The sequence below is a fragment of the Nocardia alni genome (genome assembly GCF_019038435.1).
In the GTDB taxonomy this organism is placed as follows: Bacteria; Actinomycetota; Actinomycetes; order Mycobacteriales; family Mycobacteriaceae; genus Nocardia; species Nocardia alni.
Genome location: NZ_JAGPOX010000078.1, coordinates 1 through 20,443 on the forward strand (window position 1 = coordinate 1; position 20,443 = coordinate 20,443).

Annotated in this window: 20 protein-coding genes and 4 tRNA genes; 15 read left to right on the forward strand and 9 right to left on the reverse strand. The window is 65.2% G+C overall.

Translation table 11 applies throughout. The features are described from left to right. Positions 1-200 precede the first annotated feature (200 nt). From JZ791_RS26315 to JZ791_RS46605, 3 genes are all read left to right on the forward strand, one after another. Positions 201-1,190 (forward strand): alpha/beta hydrolase, encoded by a 990-nt coding sequence (locus JZ791_RS26315; protein ID WP_216897915.1) that lies wholly within the window; start codon positions 201-203, stop codon positions 1,188-1,190. A 243-nt stretch (positions 1,191-1,433) separates the two neighbouring features. Next, the gene (locus tag JZ791_RS46855) at positions 1,434-1,646 is read left to right on the forward strand and encodes a helix-turn-helix domain-containing protein (RefSeq protein ID WP_368858338.1); all 213 of its coding nucleotides are present in this window, start codon (positions 1,434-1,436) and stop codon (positions 1,644-1,646) included. Then, positions 1,639-2,922, forward strand: a complete 1,284-nt coding sequence (locus tag JZ791_RS46605; protein ID WP_216897917.1) for a type II toxin-antitoxin system HipA family toxin — start codon at positions 1,639-1,641, stop codon at positions 2,920-2,922. Before JZ791_RS46855 ends, JZ791_RS46605 begins: the two co-directional genes overlap by 8 nt. Positions 2,923-2,954: 32 nt before the next feature. Here JZ791_RS46605 and dusB read toward each other — a convergent pair whose 3' ends face one another. Genes dusB through JZ791_RS26340 form a run of 3 tightly spaced genes read right to left on the reverse strand, consistent with a single transcriptional unit; the run spans position 2,955 to position 6,291 of the window. Continuing rightward, complete coding sequence (gene dusB, locus JZ791_RS26330) at positions 2,955-4,103, reverse strand: tRNA dihydrouridine synthase DusB (protein ID WP_216897918.1); 1,149 nt, start codon at positions 4,101-4,103, stop codon at positions 2,955-2,957. Between the two features lie 48 nt (positions 4,104-4,151). Continuing rightward, entirely contained in the window at positions 4,152-5,663 is a 1,512-nt protein-coding gene (locus JZ791_RS26335) for a cellulase family glycosylhydrolase (RefSeq protein WP_216897919.1), read from the reverse strand. A gap of 10 nt (positions 5,664-5,673) precedes the next feature. Beyond that, complete coding sequence (locus tag JZ791_RS26340) at positions 5,674-6,291, reverse strand: TetR/AcrR family transcriptional regulator (protein ID WP_216897920.1); 618 nt, start codon at positions 6,289-6,291, stop codon at positions 5,674-5,676. Positions 6,292-6,556: 265 nt separating this feature from the next. Between JZ791_RS26340 and JZ791_RS26345 the strand changes: the two genes are divergently transcribed. Continuing rightward, entirely contained in the window at positions 6,557-7,048 is a 492-nt protein-coding gene (locus JZ791_RS26345) for a beta-class carbonic anhydrase (protein ID WP_216897921.1), read from the forward strand. On the opposite strand, the gene ribB is transcribed toward JZ791_RS26345, so the two are convergent. From ribB to JZ791_RS26365, 4 genes are read right to left on the reverse strand one after another with little or no spacing between them, the layout of a single operon-like run. After that, complete coding sequence (gene ribB, locus JZ791_RS26350) at positions 7,042-7,977, reverse strand: 3,4-dihydroxy-2-butanone-4-phosphate synthase (RefSeq protein ID WP_216897922.1); 936 nt, start codon at positions 7,975-7,977, stop codon at positions 7,042-7,044. The two genes, JZ791_RS26345 and ribB, sit on opposite strands and share 7 nt — an antisense overlap. Beyond that, on the reverse strand, positions 7,974-9,437 hold the full coding sequence (locus tag JZ791_RS26355) for a purine-cytosine permease family protein (RefSeq protein ID WP_216897923.1): 1,464 nt from the start codon (positions 9,435-9,437) through the stop codon (positions 7,974-7,976). The genes ribB and JZ791_RS26355 overlap by 4 nt, the downstream gene beginning before the upstream one ends. 59 nt (positions 9,438-9,496) lie before the next feature. Beyond that, positions 9,497-10,003, reverse strand: coding sequence for a flavin reductase family protein (locus tag JZ791_RS26360; protein ID WP_216897924.1), 507 nt, complete (start codon positions 10,001-10,003; stop codon positions 9,497-9,499). Positions 10,004-10,031: 28 nt separating this feature from the next. Beyond that, positions 10,032-10,457 (reverse strand): ester cyclase, encoded by a 426-nt coding sequence (locus JZ791_RS26365; RefSeq protein ID WP_216897925.1) that lies wholly within the window; start codon positions 10,455-10,457, stop codon positions 10,032-10,034. A gap of 344 nt (positions 10,458-10,801) precedes the next feature. Between JZ791_RS26365 and JZ791_RS26370 the strand changes: the two genes are divergently transcribed. From JZ791_RS26370 to JZ791_RS26395, 6 genes are all read left to right on the forward strand, one after another. Continuing rightward, positions 10,802-11,425, forward strand: coding sequence for an amino acid synthesis family protein (locus tag JZ791_RS26370; protein WP_216897926.1), 624 nt, complete (start codon positions 10,802-10,804; stop codon positions 11,423-11,425). Next, the gene (locus JZ791_RS26375; protein ID WP_216897927.1) at positions 11,422-11,973 is read left to right on the forward strand and encodes an amino acid synthesis family protein; all 552 of its coding nucleotides are present in this window, start codon (positions 11,422-11,424) and stop codon (positions 11,971-11,973) included. The genes JZ791_RS26370 and JZ791_RS26375 overlap by 4 nt, the downstream gene beginning before the upstream one ends. Before the next feature lie 3 nt (positions 11,974-11,976). Next, positions 11,977-12,708, forward strand: a complete 732-nt coding sequence (locus JZ791_RS26380; protein ID WP_216897928.1) for an alpha/beta fold hydrolase — start codon at positions 11,977-11,979, stop codon at positions 12,706-12,708. Beyond that, complete coding sequence (locus tag JZ791_RS26385) at positions 12,701-14,188, forward strand: aldehyde dehydrogenase (protein ID WP_216897929.1); 1,488 nt, start codon at positions 12,701-12,703, stop codon at positions 14,186-14,188. Before JZ791_RS26380 ends, JZ791_RS26385 begins: the two co-directional genes overlap by 8 nt. A 54-nt stretch (positions 14,189-14,242) precedes the next feature. Then, positions 14,243-15,286 carry an LLM class flavin-dependent oxidoreductase gene (locus JZ791_RS26390; protein ID WP_216897930.1) on the forward strand — a complete coding sequence of 348 codons (1,044 nt, stop codon included), beginning with the start codon at positions 14,243-14,245 and terminating at the stop codon, positions 15,284-15,286. A gap of 82 nt (positions 15,287-15,368) precedes the next feature. Next, on the forward strand, positions 15,369-16,061 hold the full coding sequence (locus JZ791_RS26395) for a GntR family transcriptional regulator (protein ID WP_216897931.1): 693 nt from the start codon (positions 15,369-15,371) through the stop codon (positions 16,059-16,061). An 85-nt stretch (positions 16,062-16,146) separates the two neighbouring features. Here the strand turns inward: JZ791_RS26395 and JZ791_RS26400 are convergent, their stop codons facing one another. Beyond that, the gene (locus JZ791_RS26400) at positions 16,147-17,130 is read right to left on the reverse strand and encodes an acyl-ACP desaturase (RefSeq protein WP_216897932.1); all 984 of its coding nucleotides are present in this window, start codon (positions 17,128-17,130) and stop codon (positions 16,147-16,149) included. Between the two features lie 348 nt (positions 17,131-17,478). After that, positions 17,479-17,551, reverse strand: a tRNA-Lys gene (locus JZ791_RS26405). 948 nt (positions 17,552-18,499) lie between these two features. On the opposite strand from JZ791_RS26405, the gene JZ791_RS26410 reads away from it, so the two are divergent. From JZ791_RS26410 to JZ791_RS26430, 5 genes are all read left to right on the forward strand, one after another. Then, a complete protein-coding gene (locus JZ791_RS26410) occupies positions 18,500-19,159 on the forward strand; it encodes a TetR family transcriptional regulator (RefSeq protein ID WP_216897933.1) in 660 nt (219 codons plus the stop codon). A 107-nt stretch (positions 19,160-19,266) separates the two neighbouring features. Further along, positions 19,267-19,339 (forward strand) — tRNA-Glu (locus tag JZ791_RS26415). Positions 19,340-19,368: 29 nt separating this feature from the next. Next, a tRNA-Asp gene (locus JZ791_RS26420) sits at positions 19,369-19,442 on the forward strand. 36 nt (positions 19,443-19,478) lie between these two features. Further along, positions 19,479-19,552 (forward strand) — tRNA-Phe (locus JZ791_RS26425). Between the two features lie 595 nt (positions 19,553-20,147). Beyond that, the gene (locus tag JZ791_RS26430; RefSeq protein WP_216897934.1) at positions 20,148-20,324 is read left to right on the forward strand and encodes a hypothetical protein; all 177 of its coding nucleotides are present in this window, start codon (positions 20,148-20,150) and stop codon (positions 20,322-20,324) included. Positions 20,325-20,443: the final 119 nt, after the last annotated feature.

The following is a 20,443-nucleotide window of genomic DNA, read 5'->3' on the forward strand; positions in this document are numbered from 1 at the left end:
CCCACCAACGAACCTCACTTCGTCTCGTGCCGACGATCGGAACCGTGCCGCTAGCAGGTCGATAATAATGATTCCGTCCGGCAAAATGCCTGAACGCCGCCGTTCTGGGCGTGGTGCGGCGGTCGGGTGTGCACCCTAATTGCCCCCTATTGGGAACATTTTGCTCGCTGGAAGGGCGGCCGCGAACTTATTCTCACGGAGTGTCAAGATCACGCTTGAATCTGGCTGTGGCGATCGTCATCGCGACAGTGGCGACGCTGCTGAGTGTCGGGTCGCCCGCGGCACATGCCGCCGCGACCATCGACCACATCGTGCAGAAGACCTCCCGCTGGGAGGAGGTCTACGTGAATTCGCCCGCGATGCAGCGGATCGTGCAGCTCGACGTGCTGCTGCCCGCCGATCAGAGCACCCCGCACCCGACGTTGTATCTGCTCGACGGCGACGCGGCCACGAATACGCAGACGCAGAGCACCTGGACCATCAAGACCGATGTGGTGAACTTCTTCGCCGACAAAGACGTGAATGTCGTTATGCCGGTGGGCGGCGGCGGAACCTTCTACACCGACTGGTTGAAGGACGACCCGACGCTGGGGCACAACAGGTGGGAGACCTTCCTGACCTCCGAGTTGCCACCGCTGATCAATGCCACGCTGCACGGCAGCGGCGTGAATGCGGTGGCCGGGCTGTCGATGGGGGGATTCGCCGCGGCGATTCTGGCGTTCCGCTACCCCTCGCTGTACAAGGCGCTCGGGGTGTACAGCGGCTGCATGTACACCAGCAACCTAGGACAAACCCTGGTACGCACCGCCGTGGCCGACCGGGGCGGTGACGCGGACAACATGTGGGGCGGCGCCCTGAACGCACAGTGGCCCGCCCACGATCCGAGTCGGCATTTCCAGGCATACAAGGGCATGGCCATCTACATGTACAGCGGCGACGGCGTCCCCACCCCCTCCGACCTGGCGTCGTTCGACCCCAACTACACCTACCCGACCACCCTCGCCGCGGCCGAGACGATCGAAATCACCGTCAACACCTGCACCCTGGCCATGAAAACTCTGATGACGGCCGAGAGCATCCCCGCAACCTGGCGAGTAGGCCTCACCGGCATCCACTCCTGGCCCTACTGGCAGTACGCCCTCCACGACTCCTGGCCCACCCTGGCGGGCGGACTGGGGTTGCCCGCGTAGCGCAGGCTCGGATTCTCCGACAGCCCGGCGGCACTGCTCATCGGCTACCTTTCTCTTCTTCTCCGCGCTCTTTTGCCCTGCCGCCATCGCCGGGCGATCGAACGAGCCGTGCGAGCCTCCCCGGCACAGGTGCGCGTACGTGCACCGGTACGTGAGGTGCACGTACGCGCACCTCATGTAAGGTGCACGTACGTGCATCATGATGGAGGTGGCTCGATGTTCACAACCCCACGCGAGGCGGGGATGCTGTTGCGGGCACTTCGTGAGGATGCCGGGTGGTCGCGGACCGAATTGGCTGGCCGAGCCCATGTGTCCAAACGATGGCTTGCCGATTTCGAGAATGGGAAGCCATCGGTCTATATGTCGATGGTGATGGACTGCTTTGCTGCGCTCGGGGCGGGATTCGAAGTCGTGTTGATAAATCATCGACCGGATAGGGGGGCACTCGGTGAATAGCCAATTATCGGTGTTTATGGACGGAGTCCTATGCGGGCTTATAGAGCAGACTGCCGCTGGCGATATTCGGTTCACATACGACGATGAGTATCTACGACGTGACGATCCGACTCCACTGTCGCTGTCGATGCCCCTTGCGGTAAAAACCCATAAGAAGCGGTCGATCCTGCCTTTTCTTGATGGTCTGATCACAGACAACGATACGGCGAGAACGGCAATTGCCAACAGATTCGATGTTAAGTCGAGCAACGCGTTTGCGATGCTTTGTCATATCGGTGCAGATGTGGCCGGCGCGCTACAGATTCTCCCAGACGGCGTGCCCCCTACGGATGGAAAAGAGGGCCGTGGCGGATATTCCGTCTTGACCGACGGCGATGTCGCGGATCTGCTGTCGGCTGTGCGAGAAGAATACCGTGACGGCCGCACTTCTGCCGAGGCTGTCGGCCGCTTCAGTTTGGCTGGTGCGCAGCCGAAGGTAGCACTACTGCGCACCGAGGGGGAGCAGTGGGCAATTCCGCACGGCTCGACGCCGACGACGCACATTCTAAAACCTGTTTCAGGTGATTTCGCGCGCATCGACATCGTGGAACATATGACAATGCGGGCCGCAGCGCTGATGGGTTTGGAGGTGGCCGCGACGCGTCTGCGAACCTTCGGTGCGGAGCGGGCGTTCATCACCGCGCGGTATGATCGTATTTCGATTCGCGGGGTGTGGCATAGGTTGCACCAGGAGGATCTGGGGCAAGCACTGTCCGTCCCGCCTTCGAAGAAGTATCAAAGGCAGGACGGCGGCCCGGGGGTAGGAGCGGTCGCGCAGCTATTCCGTGGGCTTCCCCGACTCGAGGATCGGTCGGTAGCGGCGGATGCGTTCTTTCAAGCGCTGATGTTCAATGTGACACTCGAATGCACAGACGCGCATATCAAAAACTATTCGGTGCTGCTCGAGGGGCGTTCGGTGAAGCTCGCGCCGCTGTACGACCTGGCCACGTATGCGCCGTACAAACGTCCTGGATTGACGCCGTACTCTGCTATGAAGATCGGACAGGAATACCGATTCGACAAGATCGGTATTGCGCAATGCCTCGACACGGCAAAGGCTCTGGGCGTTGACCTCGAGTGGGCAAGGGATACGGTGCAGCATTTTCGTCGCGATGCGGTCGGTGCGTTCGAAACCGCACGCGACGAATTGATCGGCACTGACTCCGACGCGACGGCTTTCGCAACCGGCGTGCTCCAGTCAGTCGCGCGGCTTCCAGGTTTGCGGGACGACATCTGAACTCCGCATGACGGCGCAATGGCGCAGGTAGCTTATCCGCCGCTGTGCATGACGTCGGCGGCCGTGGGGACGGTGGCGTCTTCGGGGTTGTCGAGCCAGCCTTCGGGGAGGGTGACTTTGGGTTGGGGGGAGCCTTGGCGGCCTCGGGGGCCGGTGGCGGCTTCGACCGGGAAGGGGATGGTCGGGTCGAGTTGGGTGACGAGGTCTTCTATTTGGGTGAGGCTGGAGACCGTGGCGAATTTGCGGCGGAGGTCGCTGCCTACGGGGTAGCCCATGAGGTACCAGGCCATGTGTTTGCGGATGTCGCGCATGGCTTTGTCTTCGCCGTCGTGTTCGGTGAGGAGTTGGGCGTGGCGTAGGAGGATTTCGCCGACGCGGCCGAGGGTGGGGCCCTCGGGGATGGGTTGGTCGCGCAGGGCGGCGGAGAGTTCGGCGAACAGCCAGGGGCGGCCGAGGCAGCCGCGGCCGACTACTACTCCGTCGCAGCCGGTTTCGGCGATCATGCGCAGGGCGTCGTCGGCGGTGAAGATGTCGCCGTTGCCCAGGACGGGGATGGTGGTGACGGCTTCTTTCAGCCGGGTGATGGCGGTCCAGTCGGCTTGGCCGGAGTAGAGCTGGGCGGCGGTGCGGGCGTGCAGGGATACCGCGGCGGCGCCTTCGGCCTCGGCGATGCGGCCGGTGTCGAGGTGGGTGTGGTGGTCGTCGTCGATGCCGATGCGGAATTTGAAGGTGACGGGTACGTCGCCGGCGGCGGCGACCATTTCGCGCACGATGTTGGCGAACAGTCGCCGTTTGTACGGCAGCGCCGCGCCGCCTCCGAGCCGTGTGACCTTCTTGACCGGGCAACCCAGGTTCATATCGATGTGGTCGGCCCAGCCCTCGCCGACGACGATGCGTACGGCCTCGCCGAGAGTCTTCGGGTCGACGCCGTAGAGCTGCATCGAGCGGGGGCTCTCGTCGGGACCGAAGGCCATCATGTGCAGGGTCTTCTCGTTGCGCTCGACCACGGCGCGGGCGGTGATCATCTCGCAGACATAGATCGCGTCGGGACTGCCGAACTCCCGGCACAGGGTGCGGAACGCGACATTGGTGATGCCCGCCATCGGCGCGAGCACGACCGGCGGATCGACCTGGTAGGGGCCGATCCGCAGTCCGGCACGTGTCTCGGCAACGGCAGTCATGCTCTCCAGTGTCTCAAACCTTCGACAGTGGCAGGAATCACATGGCTGTCACCGGGGAGCGATGGTCACGGAGACGTCGTGGTTCGGGCCACCGGGCCCGGCTGCGATCTCCACGACTCGCGCGGACGGCGGCGAGACGACACGACCGCCGTCCACGCGGACCGTGTACCCGTGGGGATAGTGGCGTTGCGGCACGAAAATCGTCGTCAGGGCGCCGGGATCCAGACGTGCGCCGGCGGGTGCGCCGGTCGAATAGCCGAGCGTCATCACGTTGGTCGCACGGTCGAAATGGTAGGCGCGCGGAGTGCCCGCGACGGCCTGCGCCCACGGGACCGAGAGTGCGTCGAGCTTGGCCTGCTTGGCATTGGCCTCCGAGGCCGGTTCATGCTCGTTCACCAGCAGGCCCTGCGCCGCGGAGTTGGCCGGGTCCTGCGGCGTATAGGCGTAATACGCCCAGTATGTCCACGACCAGAAGTGCTCGTCGGCCAGATCGACGAACCGGGCATTGTCGGTATCGACGTCGCTCGCGCCGAATTCGGACAGGAATCCGGGTGCGTTGAACCGCTCGACATCCGCCGCCGCGCTCGCGACGGCCGGGAGCTCCTGTGCGGGGCAGACCACGTCGCTGCCGGGCGGCGGGGTCACTCCGACCACTCCCGCGCCGAGCAGCGGAAAGCAGTAGGCATGAAAGTTGTACCCGACGCGGGAGTCGTCGAACGGCGGCAGCGATGTGCGGGAGCCCGTGGTCGGATCCGACTCGGGGAAGATCACGTGCGTGTCGCCGGCGCCACGCAGAGCGGCGATCGCCGTGCGATAGAACCGGGCGAGTGGGCCCTGCTCGAACGACGGGCAGCCGGTGGCGAACTGCGGGCAGCCGAACCCGCTGCCGGGGTAGGGCTCGTTGAGCGGATCGATGCCCACGATGTTCGCGCTGCCCGCGCTCGCGTCCAGCATCCGGACGACGTGCTGCCAGGCGCGCAGGAAGTGGGTTTGGATGCCTACCCCGTCGGACGCGGACTTGTTGTCCCAGAATGCCTGGAAGTCGTCCTGCGCGTTGTGCGGATTCGCGCCGAGGGTGGCCCACTGCGGTGCGCCGTCGCCGGTGCTGTTGCCGAGCTGCGCGATTCCCGCCGTTCGGCTCCAGCTGTCCTGATGGAAATCGATCAGCGTGCGGATGCCGTGCGCGGCGAGCAGGTTGTCGAGCGAGACGATCCGCCGGATATAGGCGTCGTCGTAGACGCCGGGTTTCGGTTCGACCGCCTCCCAGATGAAACCGATTCGCGCGGCGTTCAATCCCTCGGTCGCCAGCAGCGCGGCATCGGCGTCACCGAAGTTGAACGGGTAGTACGGCGCGGTCTTGCGCACCAGATCGACGCCGTGCACGCTCACGACCCGGCCCTGCTGGTCGACCAGCCATGTGCCCGCCCGGGTGACGGGGGACGGGGAATCGGCCGATGCCGACAGCGGCGTGGCCAGCATGGCGGTGACCATAGAGGCCGTGACCGCCAAGGCCAGGATCATCAGGCGGCGGATCGGCCGGACGTGTGCGCGATATCGCATGGGGCACTGCCTATCTAGAGATGTTGGTGGCGAGAAGTTTGATTGCCGCGCGGTCCCACTCGGTCACCAGGTCGAACTCGTCGGGGAAGCGCAGCCACTGTTCCTCCAGGCCGGCCATGAGGGCCAGCAGTTGACGGGCGGTGGCGCGTGGTTCGCCGACGGTATCCAGGTGGGCGATCATCTGGGTGAAGACCTCGACGACATGCAGGTCGCGGGCGCGGAAGTAGTCGTATGCCGGGTGTTCCCGGTAGAGCGCCTCACTGCGCAGGACCGTGAACAGGCGCACGAGTTCGGGCTGTTCGCTGTTGCGCACCACGATCTCGTGCAGCACCCGCCACACGTGTTCGAGCGTCAGCGGATCGGTCAGCTCGTCGAGATCGCCCTCGACGCGGTCGATGATCGCCTCGGCGTCACGCCGGTCTCGTTCGTCCAGCAGCATCATGAGCAGCTTTTCCTTGGTGCCGACATGGTGCAGCACCCCGGCCACGGTGAGTCCGCAGCTGTCCGCCAGTTCCTGAACGCTGAACCCGTAATACCCGCGCTGCCCCACGATCCGGGTCGCCTCGTCCAGAATCTGCCTGCGCCGCTCGGCAGTTCGCATCCGGGTAGCGGGTGTTTCGGTCATCATCGCCGACTCGTCTCGACCTTCTGGCTCCGTTACTTACTAAGTACTTAGTAAGTAACGGAGTATAGACACTCTCGCGCCGTCGCGACAGCAGTTCTCGCTCTGAGAGTGTCTCGGCGTGGGTGGCCTCGGGCGCTGTCCATGTCTGTGGAGGCAACACGCCAGTGTTCGACTCCGGGTGGTTCTATCGGTCGTGGTCTCGCAGGCGGGTTGGGATGGTGGGTGCGGAGATTCGCATATAGGCACCCATTGATCGGAGGTCGGTCGTATGAGCGTGACCGATGAGTACCTGGCCAACAACGCGCAGTACGCGCAGCAGTTTTCCGGGCCGCTGCCGTTGCCGCCGAGTAAGCATGTCGCCGTGCTGGCGTGTATGGACGCGCGGCTGGATGTGTATCGGATTCTCGGAGTGAAGGAGGGAGAGGCACATGTCATCCGCAATGCGGGCGGCGTGGTGACCGACGACGAGATTCGATCGCTGGCGATCAGTCAGCGGTTACTCGGTACCTCCGAGATCATCCTCATTCACCACACCGACTGCGGGATGCTGACCTTCACCGACGACGAGTTCAAGCGGAGCATCCAGGACGAGACCGGTATCAAGCCGGCCTGGTCCGCCGAGGCGTTCGCCGATCTGGACGAGGATGTGCGCCAATCCCTTCGGCGGATCCAGGCCAGCCCCTTCATCACCAAGACCTCCTCGCTGCGCGGCTTCGTCTTCGATGTCGCGACCGGCAAGTTGAACGAAGTGGCTCAATAGGCTTCGTCGTCGACCAGTTCGCAGATCCGGGTCTCGGGAGAACCGAGAAATCCGGCGCGGGCGACGATCTCGCGCAATGCCGGATCGGCGAGGAAGCGTTCGGCCGCCGCGCGATTCGGGAATTCGGTCAGGACGGTCACCTCGTCGCCGAGGCGAAAGATCCGGTGTCCGGTGGCGCCGTGCGCGCGGCGATTGTCCTGATGTCCACCGAAAACCGAGCGCCAGGAATCGAAGTCGCGGACTCGATGCCGGGTGATGAGGGTGGTCGAGCGTGGCGCCTGCTGGGCGCGGCGCCGGACGAGGTCGGTGATGGTCAAGCGGTGCAGACCGTGCTCGGTGCAGAACCGGTCCAGATCGGCGCCGCGGGAGAGGGTTCCGTCGTCGTTGAGGATCTCGCAGACGACCCCGGCGGGCCGCATCGCGGCTATCGCTGTCAGTTCGATCGCCGCCTCGGTGTGCCCGGGCCGCTCGAGCACCCCGCCCGGACGGGCGCGCAGCGGCAGCACATGACCGGGGCGGGACAGCTGCTCGGCGTGCGTATCGTCGGCGGCCAGCAGCCGGATCGTCCGCGCGCGGTCGATGGCCGAGATGCCCGTGCTCACACCGTCACTCGCGTCGACGCTGACCGTATACGCCGCACCCCTGGGGTTTTGGTTGATCCCGCACATCGGCGGGAGCAGCAGGGCGTCGAGCCGTGCTCCGGTCATCGGCACGCAGAGCATGCCGGATCCGTATCGAATCGCGAAGGCGACGAGGACGGACGTCGCGCACTGCGCGGCGAAAACCAGGGCGGCCTCGTCCCGGCGGTCGTCGATCACGACCACGGCCCGTCCGGCGGCGATCTCGGCCGCGGCCCGCTCGACGTCGGTGTCACCGACGTCGAGGGCCGGATCCGGCATCGGGATGCGCTGGGGGATCGTCGAGGTCATCGCGCATCACCCAGAGGTGCCGTGACGCCCATCTCTGTACCGGTGAGAGGCTGTACGACAGTAGATTTCGCGCCCATGCGCAGTCCGGGCAGGCGCCAGGTCAGCAGATAGACGATACCGGCGACCACGAACCCGACGACGTAGGTCAGATCACCCCAGCCGGGATGATGCACACTCACCCACCCGCGGTAGAACGACAGGTTCCAGAACGGCACCGATGCGATCACCCCGGCGGCCCACGCGACGAAGCCCCAATTCAAAACCCTTGTCTCGTCGTAGAGTTCGCCGATTCGCGACTTGTCCTTACGCCCGCCGACGAAGTAGTCGCCCAGCAGCGCCGCACCGAACGGCGCGATCAGATACGCGCCCAAGAACAGGAAGTTCTTGAACTTGGCCTCGAAACCGGCATCGGCCCACAGACTGATGATGTACGCGACGGCGCAGATGACGATGACCGCCGTGCGCCGGCTGACCGGAATCCGCAGTGTCTGAACGGATATCGCGCCGCCGTACACGTTGAGGAAGTTCTGGGAGAACGACGAGAGCAGCACGACCAGCAGCGCCACCGGAGACCAGGAACCAGTCAACCGGGCCAGCGCGTCGATGGGCTGCTCTCCGGACATCGCGGACCCGCCCAGCAGCGCACCGGCGATACCCAGCCAGGACAGCGTGATGAAGTTCCCGGCCACCGTGTACGCGCCCGCGCGCCGGGCGGTGCCGTCGTCGTCGGGCAGGTAGCGCGAATAGTCCGAGGCGAAGGGCCACCAGGCGATCAGGAACGACAGGAAGAAGCCCGCGAACGTGATCCAGCCGCCGACGCCGCCGATGTAGTACGACGCGTGGGTGTTGGCATGGAAGCCGACGGTCTTACTGTGGGCGATCGAGACGACCGTGATCAGGACGAACCCGACGAACAACACGACCGACAGGATCTTCTCCAGGAAGTGGATCATGTTGTAGCCGAACACGGCCACCACCAGCTGGACCGTCACCAGTACCAGCGCGGAGAGCCAGTACGGGACCGCGGGTGCGAGCCGGTGCACGGCCTGCGCGCCCAGGATGATCGTCACCGCCGCCCATCCGATGCCCGCGAAGATATTGATGTATGCCACGGGCAGGAAGTTGCCGAAGAATCCCAGCGGTCCGCGCGACTGGATCTGCTGCGGCACGCCCAGACGGGCGCCCATCTGCGACAGAATGCCCATCACGGCCGCGCCGACCAGCGAACCCAGCACGATGGCCGTCACCGCCGCGGTCAGCGACAGGCCGTAGGAGACCGCCGAGAAGCCGAGCACCATGATCGGGAAGTTCATGCCCGCGGCGAACCAGATGGAGAACTGGGAGCGGGGAGTGCCGTGGCGTTCGACGTCGGGGATGTGGTCGACGCCGTACGGCTCGACCGCGGCGACCTTGTTGCGATATTGCCGGTCGTCGGTGTCCGAAGACGGGGTCTGCGGCATTGGGGACCTCCGATATGCCATTTATTGCTGTGGCAGAAGAACAGTGGGATGGGTATCGCTCAGGCGAGCGGGGCGAGTGAACCGCCGTGGAAGAACGCGCCCGCGCTGTAGACCATCGGCGTCCGATCGCTCGCGTCGGCGTGGCGGACGCGGCAGATGAACACGGTGTGGGTGAGCGTCTGTAGCCGCTCGCGGATCTCGGCCTCCATCCGCGCGCTGCTGCACTCGATCAGGGGACTGCCGAACGGGCCTGGCCGCCAGTCGATTCCGGCGAACTTGTCCTCGGATTTGGACGCGAACCGTCCGGCTACCGCGCGCTGGTCGGTGGACAGGATGTTGATCGCCAGGTGATCGGCCCGGAAGAGGCAGTCATGGGTGTTGGAGGTGCGCTGCACGCACACCATCACCGTCGGCGGGGTAAGGGAGACGCTCGCGAAGGCGTTGACCGCCAACCCTTTCGGCGTATCCCCGTCCATCGCGGTGATGACGGTGACGCCGGTGACGAACTGCCGATTGACCTGCTTCATCAGGTCGATGTCCACGTCCTGCGACGATGCCTGCGACATGTGGTGCTCCGTATATCTTGCTGGGGTTTCAGTCCTGGCCCAGGCGGATGATGCCGAGGGCCGACAGCAGTGCGCGGGGATCCCACGTCACGAATTCCTCGACGATGCAATCGTTTTCGAAGCGGGCGAAGGTCGCCCCGCTGACCTCGACCTGTCGGCCGGTGGTGGGTATGCCCATGAACGTGCCGGTGTGCGCACCGGTGCTGTGCCAGCGGATCGCGGCCCGATCGCCGTCGAGCACGATGTCGTCGATCGTGGTCGTCAGATCGGGAAAGGCAGCGCGTGTGGTCACGATGGCGGCCTTGAAGGTTTCGCGATCCTGGGCGGGCCCGTGGGCGCCGTGGCGGCGGTATCGCGGGCTCAGCAGGGTGTCGAACGCGTCGACCTCGCCTCGGTCCCAGGCGGCGCTCCACACGGTCGCGAGCGATTCGCGCCGGGCGGTGGTGTCGGTCATGTCCTGTGCTCCTGATCGGGTTTCGTGGTCGGGACGCGTGCTGCGATGCGCATCGTTCGAGGAGGGCATCGCGAGGATTCGGGAGTCCGCACCACTGACAAGGGTGCGTGTACTGACCGTGGCGGCTTCAGCGTGTGGCCTCTGCCATGCAAGAGATTATTAAGCGCGTCACATCCGCGTGTCAACGGCTTCGGGCTATTCGATCGGCGATGAGCTCGCTGTCCTGCCACAAATAGCTAATCTACCTCTACTGATGCGCCATCCTGACGCGGCGGGTCGCCCCGGTCGTCTAATTCGTGATGCATCCTTGACCCACCGTGTGATCCACCTCTAGTGTTCCTTGCATGCAAGCTTGGAGTCGCATTGGGGCGGGACCCACCATCCGCAAGCTGTCGCTCTATCGGGAGGAGACCGTGACCGAGGCCGGGCAGGCGCCCGCGCGGCCGGCTTCTCGCGCCAGTGTCGCGGCCGTGGTCGCCAATCCCTGGGTGGGCACCGCCGCGACCACCGACCTGTCCGCACAGGTTCACGAGCTCGCACCACTGCTGGCGAAGCTGCTGACCGACCGGCTCATCGACGCCCTCGGCGGCGTGGACCGGATCGAGGCGTTCGGCAAGGCCGCGATCGTCGGCACCGCCGGCGAGATCGAACACGGCGGTGCGCTGATCCACACCCCGTACTTCGGGAATCTCATGCGCGAGTTCCTCGTGGGCTCATCGATCATCTGTTTCGCCGACGCCCGTGCCGACGCCGGCGAGCAGCTCATAGTTCCCTTGTGGCACAAGGAACATGCCGCCACGCGCAGCCACTATCAGACCGTGAGCGTGCGAGTGCCCGACGCACCGCGCGCCGACGAACTCGTCATCGTCGCGGCCGCGGCGACCGGGCCCCGCCCGCATCCGCGCATCGGCGACCGCACCACCGACCCCGCAATCACCGCCCGCACATTGGAGGCAGTCCTGTCATGAACGTCCGCAAGATCGTTACCATCGTCGAGGAGATCCTGACCGAGGGCGGCCGCCCGGTGGCGCCCGCCGCGCGCGTGGCCATCGTCGCCGCCGTGATCCAGAACCCCTGGGCCGGAATGGGTTTCGTCGATGATCTGGGTCCGGGTATCGACGACAACGCGTCGGCGATCGGTGAGCTGCTGGCCCCGCGGGTCATGGCCGCGCTGGACGCGCCGGCGCAGGCGTACGGCAAGGCCGCGATCGTGGGTCTGAACGGGGAGATCGAGCACGGCTCCGGCCTGATCCACACCCTGAAGTTCGGTGACCACTTCCGGAACGCCGCGCAGGCCTCGACGCTGCTGCCCGCGGTCGAGAAGCGCGGCCCGGCCGGGATCGTGTTCGATATCCCGCTCAAGCACATCACCGATGCCACGATCCGCTCGCACCATCAGACCGTCGAGGTGCGTATCGCCGACGCACCGCACCCGGACGAGATCGTGATCGCGCTGGCCGCGGCCGCGCAGGGACGTCCGCAGCAGCGCCTGGCGCCGTTGTCGACCGAGAGGTGATCCATGACAACGCCGACCATGGTGCTGCTGCACGGTGTCGGGCTCGACCACACGATGTGGGAGCCGGTCGCGGCGCTGCTGGCCGACCGGTTCACCTTGGTCATCCCGGACCTGCCCGGGCATGGGTCGCGACCCGCGGCCGCGGAGGGCACAACACTCGCCGACCTCTCTGAGGGGGTGGCCGGCGAAATACCTCCCGGCTCGCATCTGGTGGGCTTCTCGCTGGGTGCGCTCATCGCCCAGCATCTGGCGCTGCACCGTCCGGAACTCGTGGCCACCCTGACCTCGGTCAGCTCGGTATGCCGGCGCACCGAGGCCGAGCGCGAGGCCGTGCTGGGCCGGTTACGCACCGCGCGAACCGATTTCGCCCGCAGCACCGCCGCATCGATCGCCCGGTGGTACGACGGCACCGACGTCGCTCCCGAATGGGTGAGCAGGACTCGGGCGGTGCTGGCGGCCAACGATATTGGATCCTTCGTCAATTGTTACCGCGTATTCGCCACGGCGGACGCCGAACTCGCGCCGGTACTCGGTGAGATCACCGTGCCCGCCCTGGCCATTACCGGAAGCGAGGATCCGGGTTCCACGCCGGAGATGACGCATCGGCTGGCCGCAGCGCTGCCCGACTGCCGCGCGGTGATCGTCCCGGACGCACGGCACATGCTTCCCATCCAGCGCCCGCGCGAATTCGCCGACACCATAACCACTTTCATCGGAGCGCACGCCCATGTCTGACCTCGAGCAATTGCAGCACTTCATCGGCGGGCAGCACGTGGCCCCCGAGTCCGGTGAGTACTTCGAGAGCACCAACCCGGCCACAGGACAGGCGCTGTACCTGGCTGCCCGCGGCACCGCTGCCGACATCGATCGTGCTGTCGCGGCGGCGAAGTCGGCGTTCGAGGACGCCGGGTGGCGTGATCTGAGCCAGACCCGTCGCGGTCGTCTGCTGCGCCGTCTGGGCGATCTGATCGGTGAGAACGCCGAGGAACTGGCCCGGATGGAGGTGCTGGACAACGGAAAGCTGTTGCGCGAGATGCGTGGACAGCTGGCCACGGTGCCCGAGTACTACTATTACTACGCCGGATTGGCCGACAAGATCCACGGCGAGGTCGTCCCGACCTCCGACCGCGCGGTACTCAACTACACGCTGCGCGAGCCGCTCGGGGTGGTCGGTGCGATCACTCCGTGGAACTCCCCGCTCACCCTGACCACCAGCAAGCTCGCGCCCGCGCTGAGCGTCGGGAACACCGTGGTGATCAAGCCCTCGGAGCACACCTCGCGTTCGGCGCTGCGCCTGGCCGAACTGGCCTTGGAAGCCGGATTCCCCGCCGGCGCGGTCAATGTGGTCACCGGGTTCGGCGCCGAGGCCGGTCAGGCGCTGGTCGATCACCATGATCTGGCGAAGATCTCGTTCACCGGCAGCACGGCGACCGGTGCGCGCATCGCGGCGGCCACGGCCCGCCGGTTCATCGGCTCGACCCTGGAGCTGGGCGGGAAGTCACCGAATATCGTCTTCGAGGATGCCGATGTGGCCAACGCCGCGATGGGCGTTGTCGCGGGAATCTTCGCCGCCGCGGGGCAGACCTGTATCGCGGGCAGTCGTGTGTTCGCCCATCGCGCGGTCTACGACGAGCTGCTCGAACGAGTCACCGAGCGCGCCAAGACGATTCGGATCGGCGATCCGCTGGCCCCGGAGACCGAACTCGGGCCGCTGGCCTTCGCCGCACAGCGCGACAAGGTCGCCGGCTACGTCGATCTCGGTCGCGACGAGGGTGCGCGAGTGCTCACCGGCGGGAAGGCCGGCGACGGTGGGCTGGGCGGGTACTTCTACGAGCCCACGGTGCTGGTCGACGTCGACAACGATATGCGGGTGGTCCGCGAGGAGATCTTCGGCCCGGTCGTGGCGATCATGCCGTTCGAGACCGAGGACGAGGTCCTGCGACTGGCCAACGACACCGACTACGGCCTCGCGGCCGGCGTGTGGACGACGAATTTGGCTCGCGCGCATCGGGTGTCCGCACGGCTGGACGCGGGCACGATCTGGGTCAACACCTACCGTGCGATGTCGCCGATGTCTCCGCGGCAGGGTTTCAAGAGCAGCGGCGTCGGCGTCGAGCACGGCACCGAGACAGTCAAGGAATACACCCGGCTCAAGAGCGTGTGGATCAACACCAGCGAGGAGCCCGTCGCGGATCCGTTCACCATGCGCAGCTGAGTTCGGCCGCCCCGCACACATATTCGCAAAGTTTTTCGTAAAGGAGGAGCAGCAGTGAGGTTTTCGCTGTTCGTACACATGGAGCGCTGGGACGACAGCGTGTCCCACCGGCAACTGTTCGAGAATCTGACCGAGCTGACGCTCATGGCCGAGGCCGGCGGGTTCGAGACCGTGTGGGTCGGTGAGCATCACGCGATGGAGTACACGATCTCGCCCTCGCCCATGCCGCTGCTGGGGTATCTGGCCGGGCAGACCTCGACGATCCGGCTCGGTGCGGGCACGATCATCGCGCCGTTCTGGAATCCGATCCGGGCCGCGGGCGAGTGCGCGCTGCTGGACGTGATCAGCAACGGACGCATGGAGGTCGGCCTGGCCCGCGGCGCGTACCAGATCGAATTCGACCGCCTCGCAGGCGGTCTGTCCGCCACCGAGGGCGGCAAGCACCTGCGCGAGTTGGTGCCCGCCGTCCGCGCGCTGTGGCAGGGCAACTACGCCCACGACGGCGAGATCTGGCAGTTCCCGACCGCGACCAGTGTCCCGAAACCGGTGCAGCAGCCCACGCCGCCCATGTGGATCGCCGCCCGCGACCCCGACTCACACGACTTCGCCGTCGCCCAGGGATGCAACGTCATGGTCACCCCGTTGATGAAGGATGACGACGAGGTAGTAGACCTCAAGCGCAAATTCGATACCGCCGTGGACAATCACCCCGAAGTGCCCAAGCCTCAGATCATGGTGCTGCGCCACACCTATGTCCACCCGGCCGACGAACCGGACGGCTGGCGGCCCGCGGCCGAGGGCATCCAGAAGTTCTACCGCACCTTCGATGCCTGGTTCGGCAACAAGACCACTCCGGACAACGGGTTCCTCGAACCGAGCCCGGAATCGAAATTCGCCGAGCGGCCGGAGTTCTCGCCCGAATCGCTGCACAAGACCGCGATGATCGGCACACCCGCCGAGGTCATCGATCGGCTGAAGTTCTACCGGGACCTCGGAGTCGACGAATTCAGCTTCTGGACCGACAACAGCCTGTCGCACGAGCAGAAGCGCAGGTCCCTCCAGTTGTTCATCGACGAAGTGGTTCCCGCGTTCCGCTGACACCACCAGGAGATCTCGCATGTATACAAGTGCCGGTACGGTAGCGGTGACATCCACTGGGACACCGCCGAGGGGGTAAACGATGGTCGCCACGTCACGCAGGCTCGACACCAGCAACTTTCAGGAGCGGGCGGCCGACGGACTGCGGGAGATGATCATCTCCGGCGAGCTCGCCCCCGGGCAGCCGCTGTCCGAGATCTCCCTCGCGGAGACGTTCGGGGTCAGCCGCACGCCCATCCGAGAGGCGTTGAAGCAGTTGCAGATCGAGGGTCTGATCGAAATCAGGCCGCGGATCGGCACTTTCGTCTCGGTGCCGTCCCGGCGCGAGCTCAACGAGCTGTTCGAGATGAAGCAGCTGCTCGAGGGCGGCGCGGCGCGGCTGATGGCCGCCCGCGGCGACATTCCGGAACTCGCGGCGATGCGCGACAACGTCCACGAGTCCGATATCGCCGTCGCGGAGGGGAACGTGGAGCGCTATGCCCAATTGGTGCACGAGTTCCACGAGATCCTCATCGCGGGTGCGGACAACGGGAAGCTGGCCACCCACTACCGCCTGCTGATGAACCAGCTGGCCTACGGGCGCCTGGTGAAAACCTCACTGGCCCAACCGGGACGCTCGCTCGAGTCCGAATCCGAGCACCACACGGTCCTGGAGCTGATCATCGCCAAGGACGGCATCGGTGCGGAGAACTGCATGCGCCGGCATGTGCATGCCAGTCAGCAGGCCCTGATGTCCCAGCTCGAAACCTGGCCCCCGCCTGTGCCTACGACATAGTGCCCGAGTGCCGCCTACCGGATTCGGTAGGCGGCACTCGGCTTTTCGTCTGGATCGGCCGCTTCGAGCCGACGGACGGGTGAACTCAGTGGACGGAGGCGCCGGTGAGTTCGCGCTCGCGCTTGGCGGCCTCGCGGGCGAGCATGCGGTCGCGCTGTTCCTCGAAGCGCACGACGTCCTTGCTCATCTTGTCGAGGAAGGCGGCCAAGCGATCGCGGATCTCCTCACCACGGGGGGTGAAGTCGGTGCGCTCGAAGATGTCCCACTTCTTGAGCACCGGCTGGATGACCTCCTCGAGGTGCTGGCGCAGATCGTAGATGCCGTGTTTGGCCATGAGCACGCCGTTGCGGCGGAAGTTGGGCATGCCCGCACCGGGCATCTGGAAGTTCTCCAGAATGAGGGTGATGGCGTCGATTGTCTGATCGGGGGACAGGTCCAGCGCCGCGCCGCACATGTTGCGGTAGAAGATCATGTGCAGGTTCTCGTCGGCCGCTACGCGCTGGAGCAGGCGGTCGGCGATGGGGTCGTCGCAGACCTTGCCGGTGTTGCGGTGCGCGACCCGGGTGGCCAGTTCCTGGAAGGTCACGTAGGCGACCGAGAACAGGAATCCGGCCTGGCTCTCCAGCAATTGATCGGCCGGGGAGGCGAAGCCGTTGGTCATGTGGATCATGCGGGCCTGCTCGAGGGCGACCGGGTCGACGCCGCGGGTGACCACGAGGTAGTCGCGGATGGCGATGCCGTGGCGGTTCTCCTCGGCGGTCCAGCGGCCCACCCAGGTGCCCCAGGCGCCGTCCTGGGAGAAGTTCTCGGCGATCTCGCGGTGATACGAGGGCAGATTGTCCTCGGTGAGCAGATTGGTGATCATGGCCGCTTTGGCCAGCTCGCTCAGTTTCGACTGCTCCGGATCCCAGTCCACACCGCCGAGTGCGGCGAAGTTACGGCCCTCATCCCACGGCACATAGTCGTGGGGGTGCCATTCCTTAGCCAGCGAGAGGTGACGGTTGACGTTCTCCGCGGCAACCGGCTCCAACTCCGTCAGTAGCTCGAGTTGAGTCAGATCCCTTGCCATATTTACGCCCTTCAGTCTCGTCCTGCCATGGTGCCCGTCGCCCCCCTCTCGATCGTGCACTACCCCGTGCCCTCCGGCCGTACGCTGCCGCCCATACCTTACGGCACCGTAGGTGTGATGCGAAACGCACCGGAACCCGTTTTTCCGCTCGGTGATGGAACTCATACGTCCAGGCGGCGGGGTGGAACCCGCTACGAGTTTAGGCGTACGTGCCCTCTCATAGGGATCGTCCCTCACCGCTGTGGCGCTACACATATGCCTCGTCCGGTGGGAGACAGGTGATCCCACCGCGAACTCCCCGTGGACGAAGCGACCGGCCGCAGACGTCGCCGCGGCCGGTCGATGGTGTGCCCCCACCAGGGCTCGAACCTGGGACCTGCGGATTAAAAGTCCGTAGCTCTACCAACTGAGCTATAGGGGCGCGGTCCGCAAGTCTAATGGGCCGATCGCGGAAGTGGTAACCGGTATCCGGCCGATGCGCTGAGTGTGGGTGTTTGTGCTGGTAATCGGAGTCTTGCGGCATTCGCGGCGGGCGCGTCTGCGGGATTGCCACACATCCGCGAGTGATCGGTCTCGTCGGCCGACGCCCTATTCCGCCCTTCCCCTGCCTCACTCCTGCCTCGGCGAGCACGCCCCGCACGCCCCGCTGCGACCTCCGAAGGCCGAGTTCAGTGTTCGGGGTAATCCCGTTCGCTCCAATTTGTTTCGGCGGCGAAGTGTGTCAACATCTTCCAATCACGGTGCGTGGCAAGGTAATTGACAATGAAGGCGAGCATGATGAAATCAACCGGCCGGCGACGGCTCGTCGGCGGTCGGGTCTGCTGAGCTGAATGGTTAGCTGGCGAGCCGGGAAGGTCCGGCGGGGAACCTGCTGTGGCCTGGTGGAATTCGCGAAAGGAGCCACCCTGAAATGAGTAACCGAATATTTGCCCCAAACGGAGGAAAGGTGATTTGGCGAACTGACTTTCCGGTACGGCTCACGATGGACATCGATAGCGGGTACGGTGACCCGTTGGTGAATTCCGGAAGAACCGGGTGTGCCCCGGTGGGAGGGGATTCGGCCTATGGTTGATGTGCCCGCATGTGTCGCGACCGGTTTGGCCGTTCGCGAGGCCTTGGAGACCGCGTCGCAGGAGGCAGATCCGACACGAACAAAACGCCCGGGTGCGCACCCCCTGCGGCGCACCCGGGCTTGCAGAACTATACCAGCTGGTGTGTTTCCGGTTTTCTCCCGACTTTCCGTACTTGAAGTTTGAAAAACCGGTCGGTAGCCCGGATCTTAGTATTCAAAAAATCTCATAACTCGCATCGAGGACTGTTCCCAACGGGGGGTCCTGTGGCGGTAAGTAGCTTCGGAGGCGTTTCGAGCATGGCACGGCAGCAAGAGCGGGCCCGCCGGACTCGCGCGGCGATCATCAGGTCGGCCGCGGTCGAATTCGGGAAAAGCGGCTATGCGGCGGCATCGTTGAACCGCATATTGGAAGGGTCGCGCGCCACCAAGGGGGCGATGTACTTTCACTTCGACTCCAAGGAAGATCTGGCGCGCGCGGTCCTGGACGCCGCGGTCGAGCGGTATCGGGCGAGCACTGAACGATGGCTCGCCCGAACCGATCTCGGCGCCCTCGACATCCTGCGCGGGATGCTCGACGAGATCGCGTTGCGCCTGGACAACGACATCATCATCCAGGCGGAGTTCCGGCTGATCATCGAGCCGGAGTTCTATCGCGACGTGCAGGCCGGGGGCGGGCGCATCCTCGGACGCGCCGTACGGCTGCTGGCCGTGCGCGCCATCGACCAGAAGCAGCTGCGCCACGACGCGGATCCGGACCGGTTCGCCCGCACGCTCACCGCGTCGCTTGCCGGACAGCGATACATCACCGACCTGGCCGGCGGCCCGGTCGACCTGCGTGCCCGGTATACCGAGGCGCTCGAGGTCATCGTCGAGTCCATGACAACCCCCGAATGGCTCGATGAGTTCCGTGTCAGCGGCTGGCGGGCCGCCGCACGGCTGGAAGATCTCAACGTCTGAGTAGCCGGGGCCCTGACCAGCCGATTTGGGTTTCACGGCGCAGCTGTCATAAGCTATCCCAGCTCCCAACGGAAGCCGTTGAGAAACGGACCGGAGAAATCCGGCGGGCCCCCTTCGTCTAGCGGCCTAGGACGCCGCCCTTTCAAGGCGGTAGCGCGGGTTCGAATCCCGTAGGGGGTACGGTCATGCGACCGTTGAGAGCAGAGCAAGGCCCTGTGGCGCAGTTGGTTAGCGCGCCGCCCTGTCACGGCGGAGGTCGCGGGTTCGAGTCCCGTCAGGGTCGCAAGACTGTATGTAGGCATTCGGTTCGGGTGCCCCCGGCCAGGTAGCTCAGTTGGTACGAGCGTCCGCCTGAAAAGCGGAAGGTCGCCGGTTCGATCCCGGCCTTGGCCACCTTCTCAGGGTCTTCCCCTGTATGCGGGCACGCCCTCCCCATGTCCGGGAGGGCTCCGTCCCCGGATCCCCTGGTTTCTCGGCGGTGGCCTGGTTGATCTCGGTTTCGGCTTCTAGTGATCGATTCGCCATCTGGTTCTCATTCCAACTGGATTCTCTGCATGAGGTGATCTCATTCGGGCGGGAATCAGGACTCCCGTTCGGGTGGAGGTCTCCGTTGGGTTTATCTCGATCTTGGTGTCGTCGGGATGGTTGAGCCACTCGGGTTGCGGGGATGTGGCCTGTAATTGGATTGGGCGGGGCGTACCGATCAGTCGGACGTGGTTGGGGGAAATCGGCCGGGGTTCTGTGGGAGGGGCTTTGTGCTCTATTTTTTCGGTGGGTGGGGTTAATTGTTCGAGCTTGATGTCACGTGTTGAAACTATTTGTCGTGTCATGTTGTTCCGGGGGTGGATGGGCGATTGAGTTTGGGGTGGGTGGGATGTGTAGAAGCGCAATGGGATTAGGGGGTGGATGGGGGATATACGGGGCGAGTTCGGTTCGGGATTAGGGGAGGTTGTTATGCCGGATTCGAGGGGAGTGGGATCATGATCACATGGGTGAGCCGGATTCGGATTGGTACTTCTGCCTGAAGCATCGGCGGGCCGAGCAGAGTAAGCGGTGCTGGTTCGCGGATCGTATGGGGCCCTATCCGGATCGGGTTACTGCCGAGCGGGCGCTGGAGATCGTCCGGGAGCGTAATACGCGCGGGGACGCGTACGACGGCGGCTAGAGCGGGCGGATAGTGCAGGTCAGCCGGGCCACACGACCCCGTGTAACGTGGATCCGCTACGGTCTGTGAGAACACGCGACGTGCGCGGGCAATCGAGCGGAGGGTGACCCTTGAAGGTG